Annotated in this window: 21 protein-coding genes; all 21 read right to left on the reverse strand. The window is 44.5% G+C overall.

Annotation, left to right across the window (positions count from 1 at the left end; translation table 11 throughout):
* Positions 1-150: 150 nt before the first annotated feature.
* The 21 genes from DWZ38_RS17700 to argS all read right to left on the reverse strand — a co-directional run bounded on the left by DWZ38_RS17700 (position 151) and on the right by argS (position 21,305).
* Positions 151-525, reverse strand: a complete 375-nt coding sequence (locus DWZ38_RS17700) for a TnpV protein (protein ID WP_001129922.1) — start codon at positions 523-525, stop codon at positions 151-153.
* Positions 506-1,057, reverse strand: a complete 552-nt coding sequence (locus tag DWZ38_RS22960; protein ID WP_243000349.1) for a hypothetical protein — start codon at positions 1,055-1,057, stop codon at positions 506-508. Before DWZ38_RS22960 ends, DWZ38_RS17700 begins: the two co-directional genes overlap by 20 nt.
* A 13-nt stretch (positions 1,058-1,070) precedes the next feature.
* The gene (locus DWZ38_RS17710; RefSeq protein ID WP_117854368.1) at positions 1,071-1,469 is read right to left on the reverse strand and encodes a single-stranded DNA-binding protein; all 399 of its coding nucleotides are present in this window, start codon (positions 1,467-1,469) and stop codon (positions 1,071-1,073) included.
* A 15-nt stretch (positions 1,470-1,484) separates the two neighbouring features.
* Complete coding sequence (locus tag DWZ38_RS17715; protein ID WP_117854369.1) at positions 1,485-1,883, reverse strand: hypothetical protein; 399 nt, start codon at positions 1,881-1,883, stop codon at positions 1,485-1,487.
* A 124-nt stretch (positions 1,884-2,007) separates the two neighbouring features.
* On the reverse strand, positions 2,008-2,448 hold the full coding sequence (locus DWZ38_RS17720; RefSeq protein ID WP_243000350.1) for a DUF6050 family protein: 441 nt from the start codon (positions 2,446-2,448) through the stop codon (positions 2,008-2,010).
* Positions 2,432-3,352, reverse strand: coding sequence for a ParB/RepB/Spo0J family partition protein (locus tag DWZ38_RS17725; RefSeq protein ID WP_117854370.1), 921 nt, complete (start codon positions 3,350-3,352; stop codon positions 2,432-2,434). The genes DWZ38_RS17720 and DWZ38_RS17725 overlap by 17 nt, the downstream gene beginning before the upstream one ends.
* Entirely contained in the window at positions 3,342-4,127 is a 786-nt protein-coding gene (locus DWZ38_RS17730) for an AAA family ATPase (RefSeq protein ID WP_117854371.1), read from the reverse strand. Before DWZ38_RS17730 ends, DWZ38_RS17725 begins: the two co-directional genes overlap by 11 nt.
* A gap of 354 nt (positions 4,128-4,481) precedes the next feature.
* A complete protein-coding gene (gene tsf, locus DWZ38_RS17735) occupies positions 4,482-5,420 on the reverse strand; it encodes a translation elongation factor Ts (protein WP_117854372.1) in 939 nt (312 codons plus the stop codon).
* Positions 5,421-5,509: 89 nt separating this feature from the next.
* Entirely contained in the window at positions 5,510-6,250 is a 741-nt protein-coding gene (gene rpsB / locus DWZ38_RS17740; protein ID WP_117854373.1) for a 30S ribosomal protein S2, read from the reverse strand.
* Positions 6,251-6,473: 223 nt separating this feature from the next.
* The gene (locus tag DWZ38_RS17745) at positions 6,474-7,250 is read right to left on the reverse strand and encodes a pseudouridine synthase (RefSeq protein ID WP_117854374.1); all 777 of its coding nucleotides are present in this window, start codon (positions 7,248-7,250) and stop codon (positions 6,474-6,476) included.
* 24 nt (positions 7,251-7,274) lie between these two features.
* The gene (locus DWZ38_RS17750) at positions 7,275-9,425 is read right to left on the reverse strand and encodes a DUF6449 domain-containing protein (protein WP_117854375.1); all 2,151 of its coding nucleotides are present in this window, start codon (positions 9,423-9,425) and stop codon (positions 7,275-7,277) included.
* On the reverse strand, positions 9,403-10,302 hold the full coding sequence (locus tag DWZ38_RS17755) for an ABC transporter ATP-binding protein (protein WP_021926610.1): 900 nt from the start codon (positions 10,300-10,302) through the stop codon (positions 9,403-9,405). The genes DWZ38_RS17750 and DWZ38_RS17755 overlap by 23 nt, the downstream gene beginning before the upstream one ends.
* Positions 10,299-10,670, reverse strand: a complete 372-nt coding sequence (locus DWZ38_RS17760) for a GntR family transcriptional regulator (protein WP_117854376.1) — start codon at positions 10,668-10,670, stop codon at positions 10,299-10,301. The genes DWZ38_RS17755 and DWZ38_RS17760 overlap by 4 nt, the downstream gene beginning before the upstream one ends.
* A gap of 220 nt (positions 10,671-10,890) precedes the next feature.
* Positions 10,891-11,790 carry a CPBP family intramembrane glutamic endopeptidase gene (locus DWZ38_RS17765; RefSeq protein WP_117854377.1) on the reverse strand — a complete coding sequence of 300 codons (900 nt, stop codon included), beginning with the start codon at positions 11,788-11,790 and terminating at the stop codon, positions 10,891-10,893.
* Positions 11,791-11,816: 26 nt separating this feature from the next.
* On the reverse strand, positions 11,817-12,464 hold the full coding sequence (locus tag DWZ38_RS17770; RefSeq protein WP_021926613.1) for an HAD-IA family hydrolase: 648 nt from the start codon (positions 12,462-12,464) through the stop codon (positions 11,817-11,819).
* A gap of 103 nt (positions 12,465-12,567) precedes the next feature.
* Positions 12,568-13,737, reverse strand: a complete 1,170-nt coding sequence (locus DWZ38_RS17775) for a hypothetical protein (RefSeq protein ID WP_147343032.1) — start codon at positions 13,735-13,737, stop codon at positions 12,568-12,570.
* 49 nt (positions 13,738-13,786) lie between these two features.
* Entirely contained in the window at positions 13,787-15,025 is a 1,239-nt protein-coding gene (locus DWZ38_RS17780) for a serine/threonine-protein kinase (RefSeq protein WP_117854379.1), read from the reverse strand.
* Between the two features lie 314 nt (positions 15,026-15,339).
* Entirely contained in the window at positions 15,340-17,073 is a 1,734-nt protein-coding gene (locus tag DWZ38_RS17785; RefSeq protein ID WP_117854380.1) for an ABC transporter ATP-binding protein, read from the reverse strand.
* Positions 17,060-18,850 carry an ABC transporter ATP-binding protein gene (locus DWZ38_RS17790; protein ID WP_117854381.1) on the reverse strand — a complete coding sequence of 597 codons (1,791 nt, stop codon included), beginning with the start codon at positions 18,848-18,850 and terminating at the stop codon, positions 17,060-17,062. The genes DWZ38_RS17785 and DWZ38_RS17790 overlap by 14 nt, the downstream gene beginning before the upstream one ends.
* Positions 18,837-19,328: a MarR family winged helix-turn-helix transcriptional regulator gene (locus DWZ38_RS17795; RefSeq protein ID WP_117854382.1), complete on the reverse strand. Its 492-nt coding sequence runs from the start codon at positions 19,326-19,328 to the stop codon at positions 18,837-18,839. Before DWZ38_RS17795 ends, DWZ38_RS17790 begins: the two co-directional genes overlap by 14 nt.
* Before the next feature lie 210 nt (positions 19,329-19,538).
* On the reverse strand, positions 19,539-21,305 hold the full coding sequence (gene argS, locus DWZ38_RS17800; RefSeq protein WP_117854383.1) for an arginine--tRNA ligase: 1,767 nt from the start codon (positions 21,303-21,305) through the stop codon (positions 19,539-19,541).
* Between the last annotated feature and the right edge of the window lie 64 nt (positions 21,306-21,369).

The raw sequence follows: 21,369 nt of genomic DNA on the forward strand, positions 1-21,369 counted from the left end.
TTGACAGTTTATTTAAGAATACCTTGCCGCATATTTATTAACTCCTTGTATAATACTGAATCTAATTATATTCCTTAACCCTTTATTTGTCAAGCTGACAAACTAAAGCAGAAAAAGCGGCAGGATTTCCCCCTGCCACTAATCATCTGTTTATGCAAAAATAATTTCCTTTTCCACAATCTCCCTCGCACAAGCCCTTATGTTATTGAGGCATCCTGTCCATTCTAAGGCGTTTTCTGCCTTTAGCTGTTCCGTTATGCCCTGTGCCTGTTTCATACCCTCTATGAGCCTTTCAAAGCGTTCCTGTGCCTGTCTGTTGATGTCGGCAAGGTAGGCGTTTAGCCTGCCGCTTGTAAGAAGATTGGTGTATGTAACTTTACGGTACTGTTTTAGATAATCTAAATGCCGTTGCCCCCAGATGCCTATTGCCTGTTCTTCTTCGGCGGGTACAGTTAAGCACGGTATCAAATAATCCCCTTGCCTTTCGTATTTGCCGCCCAGTTCCTCAAATAATGATTTTGCCATTGTCTGTTACCTCCACATTCTTTTTTATTTTGAATGTCCGCAAAATCCGTCCTACATCTGACGGTTTCCAGCCAATATCCAGATGATGCAGGGCGATCAGACGATCCTGCACATTGGTACCGGCACCCATCTTAGCAGTGGAACCAATTAAAAAACGAACCTGCCCGGATTTTACTTTTCCAAACAACTCCGTTTTCTTTGCTTCTGTATTCGCATCATGAATAAAGGCTATTTCCTTCTCCGGCACTCCTCTCTCGATCAGCTTCTGCTCTTCCAGTTCTCTGGAACACTGTTTCATAGCATACACAGCCTGACAGATATCATGGATTTTTTCGCAATCTACAGATCGCAAATGCTGATCCAGAGTTACTAAAAATCTTTGCCAGTCATCCAGTTTCTGGCTGACCTGCATCATACACTGAAACAATTCTGCGGCTTCGCACGCTGCAGATAACACAACATTCTTATTATTGATACTCCCATCGGCATTTCTCATATGACCGATCATATACGCCTGATCTACTGAAACCATCTTTCCTCTCCTCCTATCTAAACGGCATTTCCTCTTCCATACCCTCCGGGATCTCTAAAAATCCCTCAGCATCTGCCGGAAGTGGTGGTCTGTCTGACATCTTTGCACCGGCAAATTCAATCCGGTTGGCATAGATTTCCGTGGTATAAACCTTTTTGCCAGTTTCTTTATCTTCATAGTTTCCAGTAACAATCTCACCTTCGACCATTACTTTTGTTCCCTGAACCAGATAGTCCCTGGTAAATTCCGCTTTTTTCGCAAAAGCTTTGACAGGAATAAAACTGACATCATCGGAATAATTTCTTCTCACCGCCATAACAAATTTGGCAATCTTATGAAGTCCTTTCTCATTTTCGACTTCGTTGTATCCGGGATTTCTTACCAATCTTCCCGAAATAATTATTGTATTCATTGGCTTCTCTCCTTCCTACGCTTTCATTGTTTTATAACAGATTCCAATGCAGGGACCGCATTTGCCATAAGCACAGCCGTAGCATTCATCTTTTTCCAGTTCTTCCTGCTTCATTTCACCAGCAAACATGTCAAGCAAGGTAGTATATACCTTTTTTACAGCCAGATATTTTTCTTCTGCCTTTTCCATCTTTTCCCTGTAAAATGGAATCAATCTTCTAAGAAGCGGATGAAAATGTTCCTCTTCATCATCCCAGGCACAGGTTTTCATCATACAACGTGGCTGTTTCTCATAGCTTCCCAGATAATATGGGCAGAATGTACATCCCCGTTCCTTCAACATATCTGTCGGAATAACCGGCATCTGTCCTTTAATTTCCTTTGTAACATGCTTGTTCTCAATTCGTTCTCTCATGTAAATTCCTCCTAATTTCTATTGCAAAAAGGATTTTCCCTTGTATTGCCTGCTTTTGAGCACAAAAAAAGAGGCAGACTTACGATTTTTACTTCGCAAGCCTGCCTCTTATCAAATAATCACTTTATTTCTGAACAATATATCGTATAAGAACATATATTGCCCGAATCACATACACCGGAATCATGATACTTCCAATCAATGCTCCAATGATGACACTTAATGCAGCCATACCTAATATTGCTGTGGTATCCATCCCTTTCGGAATTAAAATCAGCCGCATTTTATGTATTCCAAACGGAAGTCCGGCAAGAAATATCCACCAGAACCAATCTGTTTGTCCACTGACTTTCATAATTATTTCTATCATCCAGAACCAGAATACCATGAAGCTTAATGGTAAAAACGTCTTCTTGATCACATCCTCGATTGTCATTTTCCTATTCCTTCTTTCTACCTTCTTCTGCCACCTCTTGTTATCCATAACCAGATTGTTTGTTTTTTCTACATACATCAAATACCGTATCAACGCTTTCTGATGTATACTGTCAATTTGATTCTCCACTCTTCTCTCTCCCCTCTGCCCATGTTTCCAAGAGCTTGAAAATCACTTCTTCCATTTGTTCCTTTGAATAATCAACCGGAAAATACTTTTTCAACTTTGTTTCAGGAATTTGTACCTGAACTTCTTTCTCCTGTTCTTCTCTCATACAAATCTTGTCTATCGTAAGATAAGTAAGAGCTTCCTGTTTGGATATTTTCTTTAATTGTTCTGCCTGTTTCATTGAAGGTACCATGTTATGGGTGTTCATATATTGAATCAGTAGCTGCTGTTCGTCTTTCTTTAAGTAAGACAACTCAACTGCCGTATTAAATGGAAGTTTCTTGATATCCGTCAGATACAACAACTCAGTAATCAATTCTGTCAGATGAATATATCTTAAAACCTGTCTGGCACTATCTTCCGTATTTTGACTGACTTCTTCAGCTGCTGACTTTTTGCCAACTCGACAAGAAGTTAAATCAGTTCGTTTCCCTTGTCGTTTCAAAGCATCATACTTCATCTTATAAGCAAAGGCTTTTTCGCTGAATAATAGTTCTTCCCTCTGGATATTTGAGTCAACCATGATTACCGTAGCTTCATCATCCGTAAGATCTTTGATGATCACAGGCATTTTCTGTATCCCTGCGATCTCACAAGCTCTTCTACGGCGATGCCCGGCAACCAGTTCATATCCGCCGGCAGATCTCATTCTCACAATTCCCGGAACTAAGACTCCATATTCGGTTACACTCTTCACCAATTCTTCCATTTTCTTATCATTTTTCACCTTAAATGGATGATTTGGAAAGGAGTGCAAACTACTGACAGATACTTCGCAAATCCCATTTGCACCATCTCCGGTCGTTCCAAATAATTCATCTAACGGTTGCAGTGAAATAGGTGTTGTATTCTTTTTACTTGACATCAGCAAGAACCTCCTCCGTCAGTTTTTCAAAAGCCAATGCAACATTCCCTCCTGGTTCATATTTATAGATACTTTCTCCCTCTCGAACTGCCTCTTTCATTCTGACCGAAAAAGGGATATAGCTCTCAAATATGCGGAGCTGACTGCCATAAACATTATGAAGTAAATCCATATTGTCTCTGGCGTCTTTTGTTCTGGCATTTACCAGGCTGAAAAGAATTCCTGATATCTGAAGTGTTGGGTTGATCTGTCTTCTTACTTTTCCGATTGTTTTCAATAACTGCTGCAACCCTTTAATTGGAAGATAAGAAGCTTCCACAGGGATCAAAACTTCATCTGAAGCCGCAAGAGCATTGATTGTAATCATTCCCAACGAAGGCATACAATCAATCAGAATATAATCATAGCGATCTTTAACTGTATTGATTATCTGTTTTAAGATAAATTCTCTGCTCATCGCATTAACCAGCTGAACCTCTATTCCTGCAAGTTCGATATTAGAACAGATGATGTCTATTCCTTCCTGCTGGTGACGGATGAAACAGTCCTCCGGAATATTCTGATCTCTCAGAGACATTTCCATCAATGCTGTCAATGTCTGATCACTATCATCACAATCACGATATCCAAAACTGGCTGATACGTCGGACTGTGGATCTGCATCCACGATTAACACTTTTTTATTCTTGCGTGCAAGTCCTGCTCCCAGGTTTGCTGCACATGCAGATTTACCTGTTCCACCTTTTTGATTAACAATAGAAATAATTCTTGTCATCATTTTTCCTTTCCGGATCTAAAAGAAAAATAACAAAAATTTCTTACGAAGATTTGTACGAAAATTTATACGATAGTTTTTACGAAAATACGAAAATGAAAAGTTGCATTATAAATCGCTTTATAGTTAACTACCGAAATCGCCACATTTTTCTTAAAAATCATGCGAAGTTTGCGTTAAGAAGTTCGTACGCAGGTTTTACGAAAACCATGACGAACATTTTACGAAAATCCGCTTAAAAAGTTACATGAATTTATAATGCAATACATGAAGTGGTGTATATAAGAAAAACCCTTGAAAATACTGGATTTTCAAGGGTTTTAAGACTCTTTTTAAAGTTCTGCAAAAATCAGATTACTGTGCCATCTGCTTTGCAACTTCCTCAGCGAAGTTCTCTTCCTTCTTCTCGATTCCGTCGCCGGTCTCGTAACGAACGAATCCTTTGATAGTGATCTTAGCGCCGTTCTCTTTAGCAACCTGTGCTACGTAGTTTCCAACGGACTGTTTTCCGTCTTCTGCTTTAACGTAAACCTGGTCAAGAAGGCAGATCTCTTTGAGTTCTTTCTTGATACGTCCTGTGATCATACCCTGGATAACCTTCTCTGGTTTCTGGGATTCCTTAGGATCGTTCTGGATCTGAGCCATAAGGATTTCTTTCTCATGCTCGATATACTCAGCACTTACTTCGCTGTCGCTTGTGTAAAGAGGTTTCAGAGCTGCAACCTGCATTGCAACGTTCTTAGCCATCTCTTTCACAGCGTCGTTTACAACGTCTGTCTCAACGTCAACAAGAACGCCGATCTTTCCGCCCATATGTGTGTAAGAAGCAACGAAACCGTTCTCCTCTTTCATCTGAGCAAATCTACGGATGTTCATGTTCTCGCCGATAACTGCGATCTGAGCTGCAAGAGCTTCTTTAACAGTCTTAGTGGTATCAAGTGTCCATGCCTCTGCAAGGAATCCCTCGATATCAGCTGCTGTAGTTGTCAGAGCCTGAGCTGCAACATCTGCAACATACTGCTGGAATTTCTCGTTCTTAGCAACGAAGTCTGTCTCGGAGTTAACCTCAACAACAACTGCGCTCTTTGAGTCCTCAGCAACAAGTGTCTTGCAAAGACCCTCTGCTGCAACACGGTTTGCTTTCTTCTGAGCGGTAGCAAGACCTTTCTCACGAAGGAACTCTACTGCTTTATCCATATCGCCTTCTGTAGCTGTAAGAGCTTTCTTACAGTCCATCATACCAGCGCCGGTCATCTCTCTTAACTCTTTTACCTGTGCTGCTGTAATAGCCATTTTACATTTCCTCCTGATTGATAATGTGTGGTAAGAATCCGGCAGGCAGCCATGAATCACTCATGGCTGTCATCCGGGAGTTTCTTAAATTATTCCTCTGTAGCGAACTCTTCAGACTCAGCCTGGATCTCGCCCTCAGCGTCTGTCTGTCCCTGGTTTGCTTCGATAACTGCGTCAGCCATCTTGGAAACGATCAGTTTTACAGCACGGATAGCATCATCGTTACCCGGGATTACGTAATCCAGTTCTTCTGGATCACAGTTTGTATCGCAGATTCCGATAAGCGGGATTCCAAGTGTATGAGCTTCCTGTACGCAAATCTTTTCTTTCTTAGGATCTACTACGAAGATAGCATCTGGAAGTCTCTTCATCTCTTTGATACCGCCAAGGTTCTTCTGCAGCTTGTCTAATTCTTTTCTTAAAGCGATTACTTCTTTCTTAGGCAGAACATCGAATGTTCCATCAGACTCCATGGTCTCGATCTCTTTCAGCTTTGCAATACGGCTCTGGATAGTCTTGAAGTTGGTAAGCATACCGCCTAACCATCTCTCGTTTACATAGAACTGTCCGCAGCGCTCAGCCTCTGTCTTGATAGCGTCCTGAGCCTGTTTCTTAGTACCAACGAAAAGGATGTTTCCTCCGTTAGCTACGATATCAGCGATTGCATTGTAAGCATCGTCAACCATTCCTACAGACTGCTGTAAGTCGATGATGTAGATACCATTTCTCTCTGTGTAGATGTATGGAGCCATTTTAGGGTTCCATCTTCTTGTCTGATGTCCGAAATGAACACCTGCCTCTAAAAGCTGTTTCATTGAAATAACGCTCATGTCTTTTTCTCCTTTTGGTTAAATTCTTCCGCACAGATCTCTTTCCTATCGGACCCAACCTCACACCGTCAGGGCACCATCCATGGGAATCTCTATGCGTGTTTGATGGTTTACAACTTTTGCATTATAACATGACAAAACCCTCCGTGTAAAGAGGGTTTTTGCAAAATTTTCCGCTATTTTCAGGCTTTTTTCCTTTTATGCAAATATTCTGCCGGGCAGACTATCTGCCTTCTTTCAGAGCTGCCAGTTCCTCTTTTGTCAATTCCCGGCACTGACCTTTCGGGAAATCTTCCGGAAGCACCAGCGGCCCCATGGACATTCGCTTCAAATAGATCACCGTTTTGCCAAGCGCTTCCATCATGCGCTTCACCTGGTGAAAACGGCCTTCGTGGATGGTAAGAAGAATCTCGGAACGCCACTTAGCTTCTGATTCTGTGCTTTTCACCGATGCAGAAGGCATCTGTACTTCCCAGGTTTTCAGGATCTCCAGCTTTCCCGGAAGGGTCAGCTCCTCGTCTCCGATATCCACGCCTTCCCGGATCTTCTCTATATCCTCCGGCACCACTTTACCTTCCGTCACAGCGAAATAAGTCTTGTCCACATGCTTTTTCGGGGAAAGCAGCTGGTGGGCCAGCTGGCCGTCATCTGTAATAAGAAGCAATCCTTCCGTATCTTTATCAAGGCGCCCTACTGGAAAAAGATTCCGCCTGCTATCCTTTGGAACCAGCTCCAGAACCGTCTTCTCCCTGGTATCCTCTGTGGCGCTCACATACCCGGCTGGCTTATGCAAAAGATAGTACATAAACTCTGCCCGTGCCCCAAGGCGCTCTCCGCCCAACTCCACCACATCGTTCTCCGGGTCCACCTTCAGTTCCGGCTTTTTCACCTTCTCACCATTTACCTGAACCATTCCCTTCTGGATCAGCTTCTTCACATCTGTTCTCGTGCCGGCTCCTGAATCCGCCAGAAATTTGTCCAGTCTCACTGCTTTTCCCATTTATTATCCCTTACCTTCTATCCTTTATTCCTCTTCTAAAACTTCAAAAGACAATGCCCTCTGTGAATCTTCTTTCATAAATTCCGGAACATCCTTTTCCAGAATTGCCCAGGATGCCTCCGATTCCACACCACCAATCACAACCTTCAGGCTGTCCCAACTTTCCTCTTCTCTTTTTTCCCAGAATGGTACCAGCTGATAACATCTCAGAACTTTTTTCAGTTCCTTCAGCTGCTCTGGCTGATCGTAAACGATTGGGGATGAAACTTCATTGTGGTATTCATCCATATAATATTGTACTTCCACAGAACTCAGATCCACATCATCCATAGAGATAGGATACCCTGTTTCCTTCAAAATTTCAACTGTCCTTTTGAACTGCGGAAATACATAGAAACATGGGGAAAAATAATAATTTCCTGTCTGCCCCGTTCCCATAGCGTTCACACTTTCCACAAACGGCACACCAGAATAGCCAATACTCAGGCCTGCACAAGGTTCCCCTGTCAGCACCTCTGAATCCGCTTCTTTGATATCCTGTCTCAAAGCATCCACCAGCAGCTGCTTCTTCGCCTTATTATCCTGGAAAAGGGAAATCGACTGTCCCGTAATAAAATCACATTTCACCTCATCCACATATTTGTCATCCAGTTCCAAAATGGAATAGTACTCTGACTTCAGGGTTCCCTCAGTCATGCCCTCTTTCCACAAATTCTTGATATCATCCAGGCCCACCATATATTTACGATAAACAACACTTCCGGATTTCAGATTATACCGCACCTTGATTCCTAATGTATTTCCAGAAGGATCCCACAGATTACTGGACCACATGGAATGGCTGTCCTGCAAAATTTCTTTGTAGGCTGCCTTGCTCTCTTTTGCAAGTTTTTTCATGATTTCATAAATATTCTGGTCAACACCCAGATCATTTCCCACAGAATCCCCTGAATCCAGCATGGTGACAGTGCCGTCCTCATTTACTTTCACGTTATAAGCAATTTCCCAACTGTTATCTGCAGATCCGATCGCTATATTTTCAATCTTATCATAGGAAGGAATATATTCGTCATATCCAGTCAGATCAAAAAAGAACACACATGCCACAAGGGCTACACAAACTCCATTCACTGCAAACTGAAGCTTATGGGAAAAGAATTTCCGGAAATCCCTGTAATAAATAATTTCCATAATACCGCCAGAAAGAATCGTTCCAAGAATCAATCCAAAAATCCACCAGATCGTTCTGGAACTGTCATTTGACAGCATATAGAAAACAAAGCCGATTCCAAGACCGCCTGAAACCACCACCAGGAATTTTACAGCAGTGCCTGCCCAGGGAAAAACAAATGCCATCCCCGTTCTTTCTGATTTTCGGTGTACAAAAGCGCAGTATCCAAGGCCGCCAAGCACAGCTGTCACCAGAAGCACCGCGATCAGCATCCCGCCATAATTTCCTTCTGCATATTTTTTCACAAAAGTATAGGCAAGGGCAACTGGTGAAATCAGTTCTTTCAGCACCTTCACAAGGCAATAGGAACTCTCACTGCGGGTATAATAAAATGCCCTTTCATAAAGATCCAGCAGCACAGAAAACACTGGCCCATAAGCTGCCGCAGCCACCAGAAGCAACGCTCCCATAAGCAGATGTCCTGTAATGCAGATCACCAGCACAACAGAAAAATACAGCAGCAGATACAGAAGCAGATGAAATACCAGCATAACAAATGCCATTCTCATCAGATGCAAACTGAAAAATCCCCGCATTGCCCCGATACACACGCTGAAAAATTCCATCACCAGATAAGGGAGCAGAAAGTACAAAAGGGACTGCAGGCTTTTGTACCAGAACATTCTGGAGCGCTTCACCGGAAGACTGTGGTAAAAATCAATTTTCCTAGGGGAATACAGATACCAGAACTGGCTGATCCCGTTAAACAGCGCCGCAAGAGCAGCCACCGCAAGACCACTCACCATAAAGCCATTCCGCCATAAATTTTCATAGAGGAGGCTGATCTGCTCGGCGGTGTACTCCATTCCGAACCAATTTCCCAGCATGATCAGCTCCGTCACCGGAAACGCCAGCAAAAAGCCGATGGTGACAAATGCCGGAATCCAGATCATTCCTTTCGATGAAATTTTCATATAACGGCTAGAATAAATTTTTGATTTCATAGCCAGCCACCTCCGTTTCGCTGATAAAAATTTCCTCCAGAGTCAGAGGAAGCACCTCCATGAAAAGAGGATTTTTCGCCTGGACTTTCTCCACGATTTCTGATCTGGTTCCCCTTGCCGTGATCATAAGAAGGGAGCCCTGATGCTGTACCTTCAGCACCTGAAGTTCTTTTTCCAGTTCCTTCTCCTGCTGCCTGCCTCCAAGAACGCACTGGATCTTGTGGATATGGAATTTCATATCCTCCAGGTCTTTGGAAAGAAGGATTCCGCCCTTGTGCAAAAGCCCCACATGGTCGCAGATGTCCTCCAGTTCCCGCAGATTGTGGGATGCGATCACAGGAGTAAATTCCCGGTTCATGATCTCTGATGCAAAAAGGCTTTTCACTGCCTGGCGCATCACCGGATCAAGACCGTCGAAGGTCTCATCGCAAAGGAGATATTTGGTGCCGGCACAAACGCCGATGATCACAAGAAGCTGCTTCTTCATTCCCTTGGAAAATGAGGAAATCCGCTGCTTCTTTTCCAGATGGAACTGATCCATCAGTTCATGGAAAAGCTTGATGCGAAACTCCGGGTAAAAGTTCCGGTAGAACCGTACCATATCCACCGCTGTATAGTTCGGTGGAAAATAGCTGTCATCTGAGATATAGAAAAACAGCTTCTTGGCTTCCTCATTCTCGTACACAGGCAGATCGTCGATAAGAATTTCTCCCTGATCCGGTCGGATAATCCCTGCCATCATCCGAAGCAGAGTGCTTTTCCCGGCGCCGTTGCTCCCTACAAGACCGAATACTTCCCGGTCTCCAATGTCAAGAGTTGCTTGATTCACAGCCTTTGTCTGACCAAAGGCCTTGCTGCATTCCCTGACTTCTATCATGACATTCCCTCCTTGTAACATTCCCTGATAATGTAGATCAGCTCCTCTTCTTCCATTCCCATTGCTTTTCCTTTCTGGATCAGGGATTTCAGTTCTCTTTTGTAAGCATCTACGCTGGCCTTTCGCACTTCCTGGCTGTCTGCAATAAAATTCCCCTTCCCTTTCACCGGGTAGATCAGGCCTTCCTGCTCCAGCTGCATATAAGCCCGCTGTATGGTGTTGGGGTTGATGGATAAGTCCATCGCCAGCTGCCGGACAGAGGGCATCTTCTCCCCAGGCTTTAGCGCCCCGTTCAGGATCAGATGCCGGAATTTCTCCACGATTTGTTCGTACAGCGGTCTTCTGTCCTGATAATCCAAAACGATCATAGACAGGCTGCCTCCTTTTTCTCTTTTTAATAAAGTCTCGGTGTGCTTATGTGTATTAATACGTTTAGTACACTTAAGATAACATATTTGCTGGTACTGTTCAATAGGTACAGTTATTAAATATTTATAAACACAAAAACTCAGAAAAAGCTTTCTGGCGGAACGCAGCTGCGATGGCTGCGAAACGGCAGGAAAGTTTTTCTGAGTTTCTGTATGATTTTTATATTTTTCTAGTACAACCTCTCTTCTGGTACTTCCTGTAACAATACCAGATTCCGTAAGTTCCCGCCAGAACCAGGAACACATTCAGTACCATAACGGACATAGTTCCTGTGTGATCCAGCATGTACAGCATCACATCACTTACGATCAGGCTCCAGATGTTTGCGCCCATGTGAAGAAGCACACTGGTGAACAGCTTCCCGCTCCATTCCAGAAGCAGCGCGAAAAGTGTTCCCAATATCGTGGCGTAAACGCCCTGGAGCAGATTCATGTGGTAGATTCCAAAGCAAAGGCCGGACAAAAGCGCGGCGGTTACCACGCGCATGTTGTCACGCATGCGAAGAAATACCAGCCATCGGAAAATAATTTCCTCCGCAAGAGGCGCGATAATACCCATCCAGAAAATTAAGCTCCAGATGCTTTTTCCATCAGAGATCAGGGACTGAGTTTCCTGGTAGACTTCCGGGTTTAAATACTGCTGGAAAAGTCCGACGAGAATATTTCCGTACTGTCCCAGGAATGCACCGATCACAAGGAACATGATCATTTCCGGAATGTGAAGATGTCCGCCTATGAGGCTGGAGCAAGATACATTCTTTCCGCTTCCAGCACCAAAGTCCTGTATTCTGCCATCTGAAATGCTGGCAGGCGTCAGTTCTTTTCCCAGTCTTCCCAAAATTCCAGTCAGGCTTCTTCTCCTGTAATCCCCCCGGTATAGCCAGATGCAGGGCACAGATGCCAGGATTCCAGTGAGCCCGGTGAGCAGAAGTGCCTGTTGGTAATAAGCCGTAATATCAGCTCCTGTCCGCCACACCAGAAGATACATTCCCAGATAGGACAAAACCTGGGAAATAGCAAAATGGATTCCTATTGGGTACAGGCATTTCCATGCCAGCACAGGAGGTTTTTGCTTTCTTCTGGGGCTTAGGCGAAAAAATCCAGGATCTCTTCTGCGGAATTTACAATCTTATAGGGATGAGCGTTTTCCAGTTCTTCTTCGGTGCCATAGCCGTAGGAAACCGCAATGCACTCAAGCCCTGCACGTCTTGCGCCAAACACGTCATGCTCTTTGTCGCCAACCATCATTACCTGATCCCTATGTTCAGAAAGCCCCAGCCGTTTAAGTGCTTCCTCAATCACTTCCGTCTTATTGGTTCTGCCGCCCTCCGGCTCACTTCCTACCATCTCATCAAAATAAGAATCAATGTGAAAATGCTCTGCTACGATTTTCACAAAAACCTCTGGCTTTGAGGAGGCAATGGCCAGTTTATATCCCCTGTTTTTCAGCCCGGACAGCATTTCTTCGATTCCAGGGTACAGCTCGTTTTCGAAAATACCAATGGGAGCGTATCTCTCCCGGTAAATCTCCACTGCCTTTCTTGCAGTTTCCTCATCGATTCCTGCATATTCTTCAAACTGCTCCAGAAGGGGCGGTCCTACGAAAATACGCAGCTTCTGAAGATCCGGTTCCGGCTTGCCGATTTTCTCTAGTGCGTACTGTACAGATTTGGTGATTCCCTCACCGGAATCTGTAAGGGTTCCATCTAAGTCAAAGAAAATTGCTTTATACATCTATATGTCAGCCTCCTGTTTATCAAGTATTTTGAAGCGTATGACTGCCAATGTACCAGACGGTTACGCTTTTTCTTATATGGTTGTTTATTATATCATCATTTTATTCTATCGTCCAGACTGGCATTTTCACGATCTTCTTTCCATCTAAGACAGCCAGCAGTTCTATGAAATTGGTTTTCTTCGTAATTGGCTCATCCAGGATAAGAGCATCCCCCTCCTGGTGCCAGGAAGCTTCTTCCCCGTTTAAGCGTAAGGACAAAATTGTGACATCCTGATTCTCTTCTGTTTTTACAAGCTTTATTTCGGGATATTCATTGATAGGGACAGTTTTTGCGTGATGAAAATATATGGTTTTGTTATAATTTTCATCCGTATTTTGTGTTTCTTCTTTATTTTCATGATTACTGTTATAAAATTTAAGTTCCGGTGAGTTTTTTGCCATGCCAACTGCTGAAAAAACCGTGCCAAGTGCTGTGATCTTATGCACAGAGGGAGCGGCTGTGGGACTGATTTCCTTGGAATCTTCTTTTGAATCTTCTTTTGAATCTTCTTTTGGATTTTCCTCTCGCTTCTCTTTTGCTTTTTCATCTGTAGTTGAAGCTGACTTTTTTTCTTTGGAAGCTTTATTTCCTGTACCATCACTGCTTTTTTTCGATTGACTATTTAGAGCGTAGCTGGGGTTGGTATTCTCATTATTTCCCGCCCCGCTGCTGTTGTCGTTGCTGGCGCAGTATCCTTCACTGGCACCCGCATTTTGCTCATAGTTTTCTGTAGGACTATTGTTGTTATGATTCCCATAACTGCTTTCACCACTGCCATTATTTCCCCCATAGCTGTTTTCATTACCATTAGGATTCCCCCAGGAGCCGCTTTCATTGCTGCTGGTATTCTCCCCTTGGCTGCCTTCACTGCTTTTATTACTCGCTTCGGGATTGTTTACGCTACTATTATTATTTGCTCCAGAACCACTTGCGTTGCTATTATTATTTGTTCCAGAACTGCTTGTGCTATTGTTATTATTTGTTTCTGGGCTGCTTGCGCTGCTGCCTCCATTTGGACTCTGCTCTGGCTTCGCTGGTTCCTGGGGCGCTTCCGGTTCTTCTGTCCAGTCATCAAATGTACCCCCATCCCCTCCAATGTCAATATCGAATCCGCCGAACTCTCCTGCATAGATTTGGCTGTGAATATCGCCGCATATGATACCAGCCATAATAATCACAATCGCTCCAGCTCTCCACCGTTTCACTTTCTTTTCAACCGTTTTTCTCATATCTTCACACTTCAACTGCCTTCCAGTTATTTTTCCATAGCTTCACGCTTCAATCAATTTCCAGCTGCGTTTCCCATATTTTCACGCTTTGACAGTCCGTTCCGTCTGCCCCGCTTGTTTTGTATAAAGCCAGAAGCTTTCTGCTGGAGCTTCGCTGGCCTCTTCGCAGAAGAAACAGGCCATATTTTCCATAGCCTTCTGCATATTCCGGTGCGTATAAAAGCAGCTGTTCATAATATACCGCTGCCCGTTTCCACTCTTTCTGCAGTTCTGCATTCGCCGCCAGCAAAAGTAAAATACGCCTCTGCTCTCTGTCTTCTTTATATTCTTTTTGTATTTTCTGCAATTCTGTCTCAGCCCTTTGGCACAAATTTTCCCAGGATTTGCCTACCTGCGCATTTTCATCAGTGTTTTTTTCTGCCAAAGTGTCATAATAAAGCGTCGTTACTTCTGTCAGCGCTTCCTTAAAGGAAGGCTTTCTCTCCCGCACTGCAAAAAACATGCCGCCAGCAAGCAGAACTGCGGCCGTTCCCAGCACTACTGCCATATTCTTTCTGGTCCGCCCTCTTCTTTTCCCTATGTTAAGAAGCATTTTCTTTGCCTGTGCCGCACTTTGCAAACGTTTTTCTTCCTGCAGCTGCACACAGCGATGCACAAACAGCCACAGCCCCGGAATCTTCCACAAAATTCTCCCCCAGTTTCGCCCGGCCAAAGAGCGGATGGTTTTTCCAAGAGCAAAAAGATCACTTCTTTCACTGACTTTTCCCTGATACTGCTCCGGCGCGGCGAAGCCCTCCGTTCCCATACAGATTCTGGGCTCATTTCCAAATCCCAGTACTGCACTTCCAAAATCCACCAGATACAGCCTGCCAGTCTCCGACAGCATCAGGTTATCCGGCTTCAAATCCCCATAATAAATGGGCGGCTTCTGATTATGTAGATATTCCAGCACCTGAAGCACCGTATCTGAATAACTCAGGATTTCCTCTGCTGTAAATACATGCCCCACTCTTTGCAGCTGTCCCAGGGACTTTCCCCGGATAAATTCCATCACAAGATAGCAGGCTTCTTCTGTCTCAATATAGTCCACCATCCTTGGAACAAAAGGATGTTCCAGCAGACGCAAAAGCTTTGCTTCCCGTTTTTTGGAGATGGGAAGTTCCTTCACTGCCCAGTAATTTCCAAGCTCCATATCCCTGGCAAGGTACAGATGTCCCTCTCCCCCGGAGCCGATTTCCTCCACAACGCAGTAACGCATTTTTAAAATCATGCCTGTAAGACTGATCATGACCACCTCTTTTTTATGTAAAAAACTGTCTGGAAATAAAAATTAAGTGAATAAAACCAATGATAAATCAGATAAAATTAGAGATTATGAAATGCCCGCGTTTTCCATCTGGGCATTTAAGAATGTAATCGAAATTATAACACTAGAATCCTCATCTGAAAAGTACTTTATAAAAATTTCAGAACTGCATAAAATCTCAGCAACCGACCATTTATACATTCCTTTCCAACTATTTTTCCATAAAAAACTGCTATATGATCACAGAATAAGCTCTTCCTTAACTTCTGTTTTCATACAGCAGTTATAGCTTTCTCTTAAATACTGATAGTTCTTCCCAACTCCGCCGATGTTCTGTGGGAAATGGAAATCACCGTGCGATCCTTTGCCACACGCTTCAGTGCCGCCAGCACACTTTTCTCCGTCTCGGCATCCAGGTTTGCGGTGATCTCATCCAGAAGCAGCATTTTAGGTTCGGCCGCAGCTGCCCTGGCAATGGACAGCAGCTGCCACTGGCCCTTGGAAAAAATCTCCGGTGTACAGATCGTGTCATACCCATTTTCCAGTCTTTCAATTGCCTCCTTTAATCCGGTAAGCTCTGCAACTGCTTTCACCTGACGGTCAGAAATCCGGTTATCATACAGAGTGATCTGATCCCGAACCGTTCCTGGAACCATGTGGAAGGACTGCTCCACATAGCCAAAAAGCTTTCGTCTTTCCTCTGCCCGCACTGCAGCTGCCGGCATACCGTGGATCAGCACCTCTCCCTGATCCGGCTGGTAAAGTCCAAGCAGCAGCTTTAATATGGTACTTTTTCCTGCACCGGTACGGCCAAGAAGCGTAACCTGGTCGGTGTCCATAACTTTAAAATTCAGGTGTTCCAGCACCACATGCTCATCATAGCCAAAGGTCACATCTTTGAATTCTACGAATGGAACTCCACTCTTAGAAACAGACTTCTTTGAAAAATCTGACAGGTTTTCCCTATCTCCTGCATGCTCTGCAAATTTCTCATCCTTCAGCACTTCCATATTTCCTTCAGCCGCAACCTGGCTCTTCTCTTCCAATGCCAGAAATTCATTGATCCTGTGAATACCAGCCACAGCCGACTGAATGGTCTGAATCTCCATTCCAAGGCTTTCTACCGGAGTAAAAATCTGGGAAATGTAATTGATCACAGCCACAGCAGTTCCCGCGGACATTCCAAAGAAGGTCAGTACAGACTGATTTCCGGACGCAGAAAGCAGCATCACAACCGCAACCACAATCGCATTCAAGATCAGAATTACCGGAGAATACACCGCATCATAGAAATTGGTCCGCTCCATTGCCTGATAGCTCTCACCAATATAGGTGTCATAACGCTCTTCCATATATTTTTCCCTGGCAAGACAGTGGATGGTGCGGATGTTGTGCAGGGTCTCAGGAACATGGCCGGAAGCTCTTCCCACTGCTTTTCGGTTTTCAATCTGAGCCGTCAGCATGTTTTTCTGCACATGTCTGGTGAACCCAAACAGGAAGGGCAGCATTACAAGAAGCACCACTGTAAGTCCCTTATTTTCAAACCAGATTACCACCAGGATACTGATAATCTTGCAGGCATCTGCAAACATACTAATGATTCCTGATGTAAAAAGATTCTCTACCGTATCAACGTCCCCTACAAAACGGGAAACCAGGGTGCCGGGTTCCTGCCTGGTCAGGTTATCAGAGGTAAGGCTTACGAATTTTTCCATAAGACTGCTTCGAAGAGCATGGGTAATCTTCTGTCCGAATACAGTCAGAAGCCCTTCCCTTGCAGATTCCATAAACCCGGTAAATGCAAGCATTGCAAAATAAAGGACCAGGATATAAACGGCTGCCTTATTTCCGCCTGTGATGGTATCCACGATCCGGGCCAGGATCAGAGGCGGGATAAGCGCAGTCACAACAGCGCCGACAACGGCCAGAATAATTCCAAGGGACAGCCATTTCTGCTTTTTCACAGTCTGCCAGATGACGGTTTTTACCTGTCTTTTTGGGGCTCCCATAGCTTCCTTATTTTTCTTCATTGCCTGCGCCTCCTTCCTCCATAAACAATTTTTCATATTCCAGCACCTTTCTCAGAAGTTCCTCATGGGTGCCTGTCACTGTTTTTCCATCCTCCATCCAGATGATCTGATCCATCTGTGGGAACAGATACAGACGGTGGGAAATCAACAGAACCATATTCTCCCTAGACTGCTCTTTCAGATTTGCAAAAATCTGCTTCTCCGTGCTTTTATCCAGGGCAGAAAAAGGATCGTCCAGAATCAGCACAGGCTTCTGATAGCAAAGGGTTCTGGCAAGGGCAAGACGTTTTCCCTGACCGCCGGAAAGACGTACCCCGCCATTTCCAACCAAAGTCTGTATGCCGTTGTCCATTTCCTTTACTTCCTCATCCATGCAAACCATTTTAAGGAAATCTTCTGCATTTTTCTTTGTTCCCATAAGAACGTTATTTTCCACGCTGTCATTAAACAACTCTGGATCATGACCAAGATAGCCTATGATACCCGTACGCTTTGATGGTGTCATCTTTTGAAGTTCTTCGCCATCCACCAGGATCTGTCCCTCATAGGGATATTCGCACAAAAAAGCTTTTCCCAAAGTAGATTTTCCGCAGGCCACCGGACCGGTGATTCCGATCATCTGGCCTTTTTTGATCTGAAAGGAAATATCGTTCAAAATCTGTTTACCATCCGGGTAAGCAAACTTCAAATGGCCGATCTGTAATTGAGTTACATTTTCTAAACCAGCTTCTTTTCCTTCTGTATCCTGTCTTTCAGAATTTTCCCTTGCCTTGGCCCCGTTCTCTTCTTCCTGCTTTGTCAAAAGCGGCTTGATTCTTTTCCAGGAAACCTGTGCCTTATGCACTGCATTAAACAGCTTCGCCGCACTGGAGGACTTTACGGACATCTTCACAAAACATGCCAGGAAAGTCGTAAAGGACGCAATGGTCCAGGTGCTCCAGCCTGTTCCAAGAACATTTTTCTGGCCGAAATACAGGATAAACAAAACTCCGACCATGGAAATAATCCGATACACCGGCGGCATTACGGAATTCCAGATATTGGCCTTTACTGCTGATTTTTCATAAGAAGTGAGGTTCTCTTCGTAAGCAAGCTGCCGCTCCTGTTCACATCCAAAAACACGGTATGTAATGGCATTTTCTGCCCTGTCCAAAGTGGCATTGCTCAGATATCCGGACTGCTCTTTGTATGCAGCCCCTGTCCTCTGAATCATCTTTTTCATCTTTTCCGCCGTCATATAGGAAATTGGCGGGAAAATCATGCAAAGCAGTGCCAGCCGGAAATCATACCACAAAAGCATTCCCGCATAAGCAGCCAGGGCCACTCCTGTATCAAAAATCTCCGTGGTAAACTTACGCATTCCTTCCACGCAGTCATCTACGTCCAGGATTGCCTTGGTCATAATGCTTCCCTCGCCCTCTTTCCGAAGGCTTGCGCGGCTTTTCCTTACCAGGCCTGCATACAGGATTTCTTTCATCCGGCGGTTTACATTGTTGGCAAAACGCCGCACATAAAATCGTTTGATGTATCTGGCAATCTGGACAACCGCAATGGCTGTCACATATCCAAGCACCAGAACCAGCATGTCGGAAAACTGTCCCAGCCCTCTCAGAATTTCAACCAGACAGCCGGTCATTTTTCCCTCAAACCAGGGGCCTGCCAGAAGTCCCAGGTTATAGATCAGGCCGGAAATGGTCACGATCAGAAGAACCTTCCATTCTTTTTTGAAATAGGAAAGCACTCTGTCCGGCTGAAAGGTTTTGTCACTTTTCTCCATCTTCTGCTCCCTCATCTTTGTGTTCCATTACCTTTTGTGTCACATCCGGGAATCCAGCCTGGCGCTGCCGCTTTGATTTCCAGTAAAGGGTATCTAAAGTTTTGCAAAACGCTTCTTTTTCCTCTTCTGGAAGCTCTGATAAAAGCCATTCATAAAAAATGGTCTCGATCTGTGCTTTGGAATTTTTCAGTTCTTCTGCCTTGGGTGTAGCGTATAAAAGCTGGCTTCTTCCGTCTTCCGGATTGTGCTTTCGGATCAGGTAGCCTTTGTTTTCCAGGCTTGCCACCCGCTTGGCTGCTGCCCCTTTGTCAATTTTCAGGGACTCTCTCATCACAGTCTGGGTCACTCCTGGATTGTGCCGGATAAAATGTATCACATCAAATTCCGCTGTCCCGATGCCGTCTTCCTTCATCATCTGTACGGTGAATTTGCTGATCTCACGGGCAATTTTTGTCATTTTACGCTGCGTGCTGTCCATGGTTTTCTCCTTTCCCGATTACTTATTTCAAATTAATTAGTTGTATGTTCAACCAGTTAGATGATAGTACAACTAAATTATTCTGTCAAGAACTAGAGCCTGTTTGAAAAAGGGCTGTGCCCTGCCGAAATAACTTGGCAGATACACAGCCCTGTAAAATACGTTTTCTTTATGCGAAATAATCTCAGGAAATTTTCCTTACAAATCCCATCACATCTTATCCGGTGCTTCAAATCCCAGAAGATCAATGCTTGTCTCAAGCACTCTCTTGGTCAGCAAAAGCAGGCGGATATAGGATTCCTTCTGTGCCTGGTTCTCCTCGCTGAGAATCTTGGTCTCGTGATAGAAGCTGTTGAATGCATTGGATACTTCGTAAATATAAGCGCAGATCTTGTGAGGTGCCTTCTCCTCAAATGCACTCTCAATCATGCTGCCAAATCCGGAAAGCTGAAGCATCAGGTTCTTCTCGCTTCCATTGGAAGCCTTCAGAAGCTCTCCAGCCTCAAGGTTTCCGCCGGCTTCCACATAGCGGTTCAGGATGGATTTGATACGAACAATGGTGTAAAGGATGTACGGACCTGTATTTCCCTCGAAGGAAGTGAAACGGTCTACATCAAAAATATAATCCTTGGTTGCCTGGTTGGAAAGATCACCGTATTTGATTGCAGCCAGACCTACGATCTTGGCAGTATCTTTGGCATCCTTATCGCGGACGCTTCTGTTCTCCACGATCTTATTAAACATTTCCTCGTCAATGTCTGCGATCAGGTTCTCAAGACGCATAACGCCGCCTTCTCTTGTCTTAAACGGCTTGCCGTCCTTACCGTTCATGGTACCAAATCCAAGGAAGGAAAGCTTGGTGTCATCCTCTACCAGTCCGGTCTTTCTTGCACAGCGGAATACCTGGATGAAGTGCAGCTCCTGACGCTTATCTACAACGTAAAGAATCTCATCCGGGTGGAACAGCTTCATACGCTCTACAATGGTAGCAAGGTCTGTAGTTGTATAAAGAGAAGCTCCGTCAGATTTCAGAAGCATGCAAGGCGGAATTTCCTTGGTATCGGTATCTTCCTTTACATCTACAACAAGTGCGCCCTGATCCTGGTATGCGAAGCCTTTTTCCTTCATCATCTCTACCATATCCGGGATGTATGGCTGGGCATCGGATTCCTTTTTCCAGAGGTCAAAGGATACGTTTAAGTTGGCATAGTTTCTCTTAAGGTCTGTAACAGAAACATTCATAATGTGGTTCCACAGAGCCATGTATCCTGGCTTGCCCTGCTGAAGAAGGTGAGTGGCCTCAAGTGCCTCCTGGCGGTATGCCTCATCCTCTTTGGATTTGCCGCTTGCACATGGATAGATTTCTTCCAGCTCGCTGATGGTAAATGGCGCTTCTGTTGGATATTCTCCTGTAAAGCTGTCATCAAAATATACAAGCTCCGGCTGTCTGTGCTTCAGCTCGGTGATGATCAGTCCCATCTGAAGTCCCCAGTCCCCAAGATGAACGTCACCGATCACCTTGTGTCCCACGAAACGGCCGATTCTCTTAATGCTCTCGCCAATGATGGCAGAACGAAGATGTCCTACATGGAGCGGCTTGGCAACGTTTGGTCCGCCGTAGTCGATCACGATGGTCTTCGGCTCTTTGGCTGTGTCTGCACCAAGCTTCTCGTCCTTCTCCATCTCCTTCAGATAATCTGCAAGGAACTCCTCGCTGACCTTCAGATTAATAAATCCAGGCTTTACCATTTCTTTCATGGAAAAGACTTTGGAGTCTGCCAGGTTGGCTACTACGTCGTCAGCGATCATAAACGGTGCTTTTTTATAGGCTTTAGCTCCTGCCATGGCACCGTTGCACTGGTATTCGCAAAGATCCGGACGGTTGGATACGCCTACTTTTCCGTAGGACGGATCATATCCTGCTTTCTCGAATGCAGAAGAAAGCTCTTCCGCCATATAGTCTGTAAGTTTTTTCATAAATCCTCCTAAATTCCCCGAGGGGATGTTATTTCTGTTATCATTTCTGCAATTTCTGTCACCC

It is taken from the genome of Ruminococcus sp. AF31-8BH, from assembly GCF_003460605.1.
GTDB lineage: Bacteria > Bacillota > Clostridia > Lachnospirales > Lachnospiraceae > Blautia_A > Blautia_A acetigignens.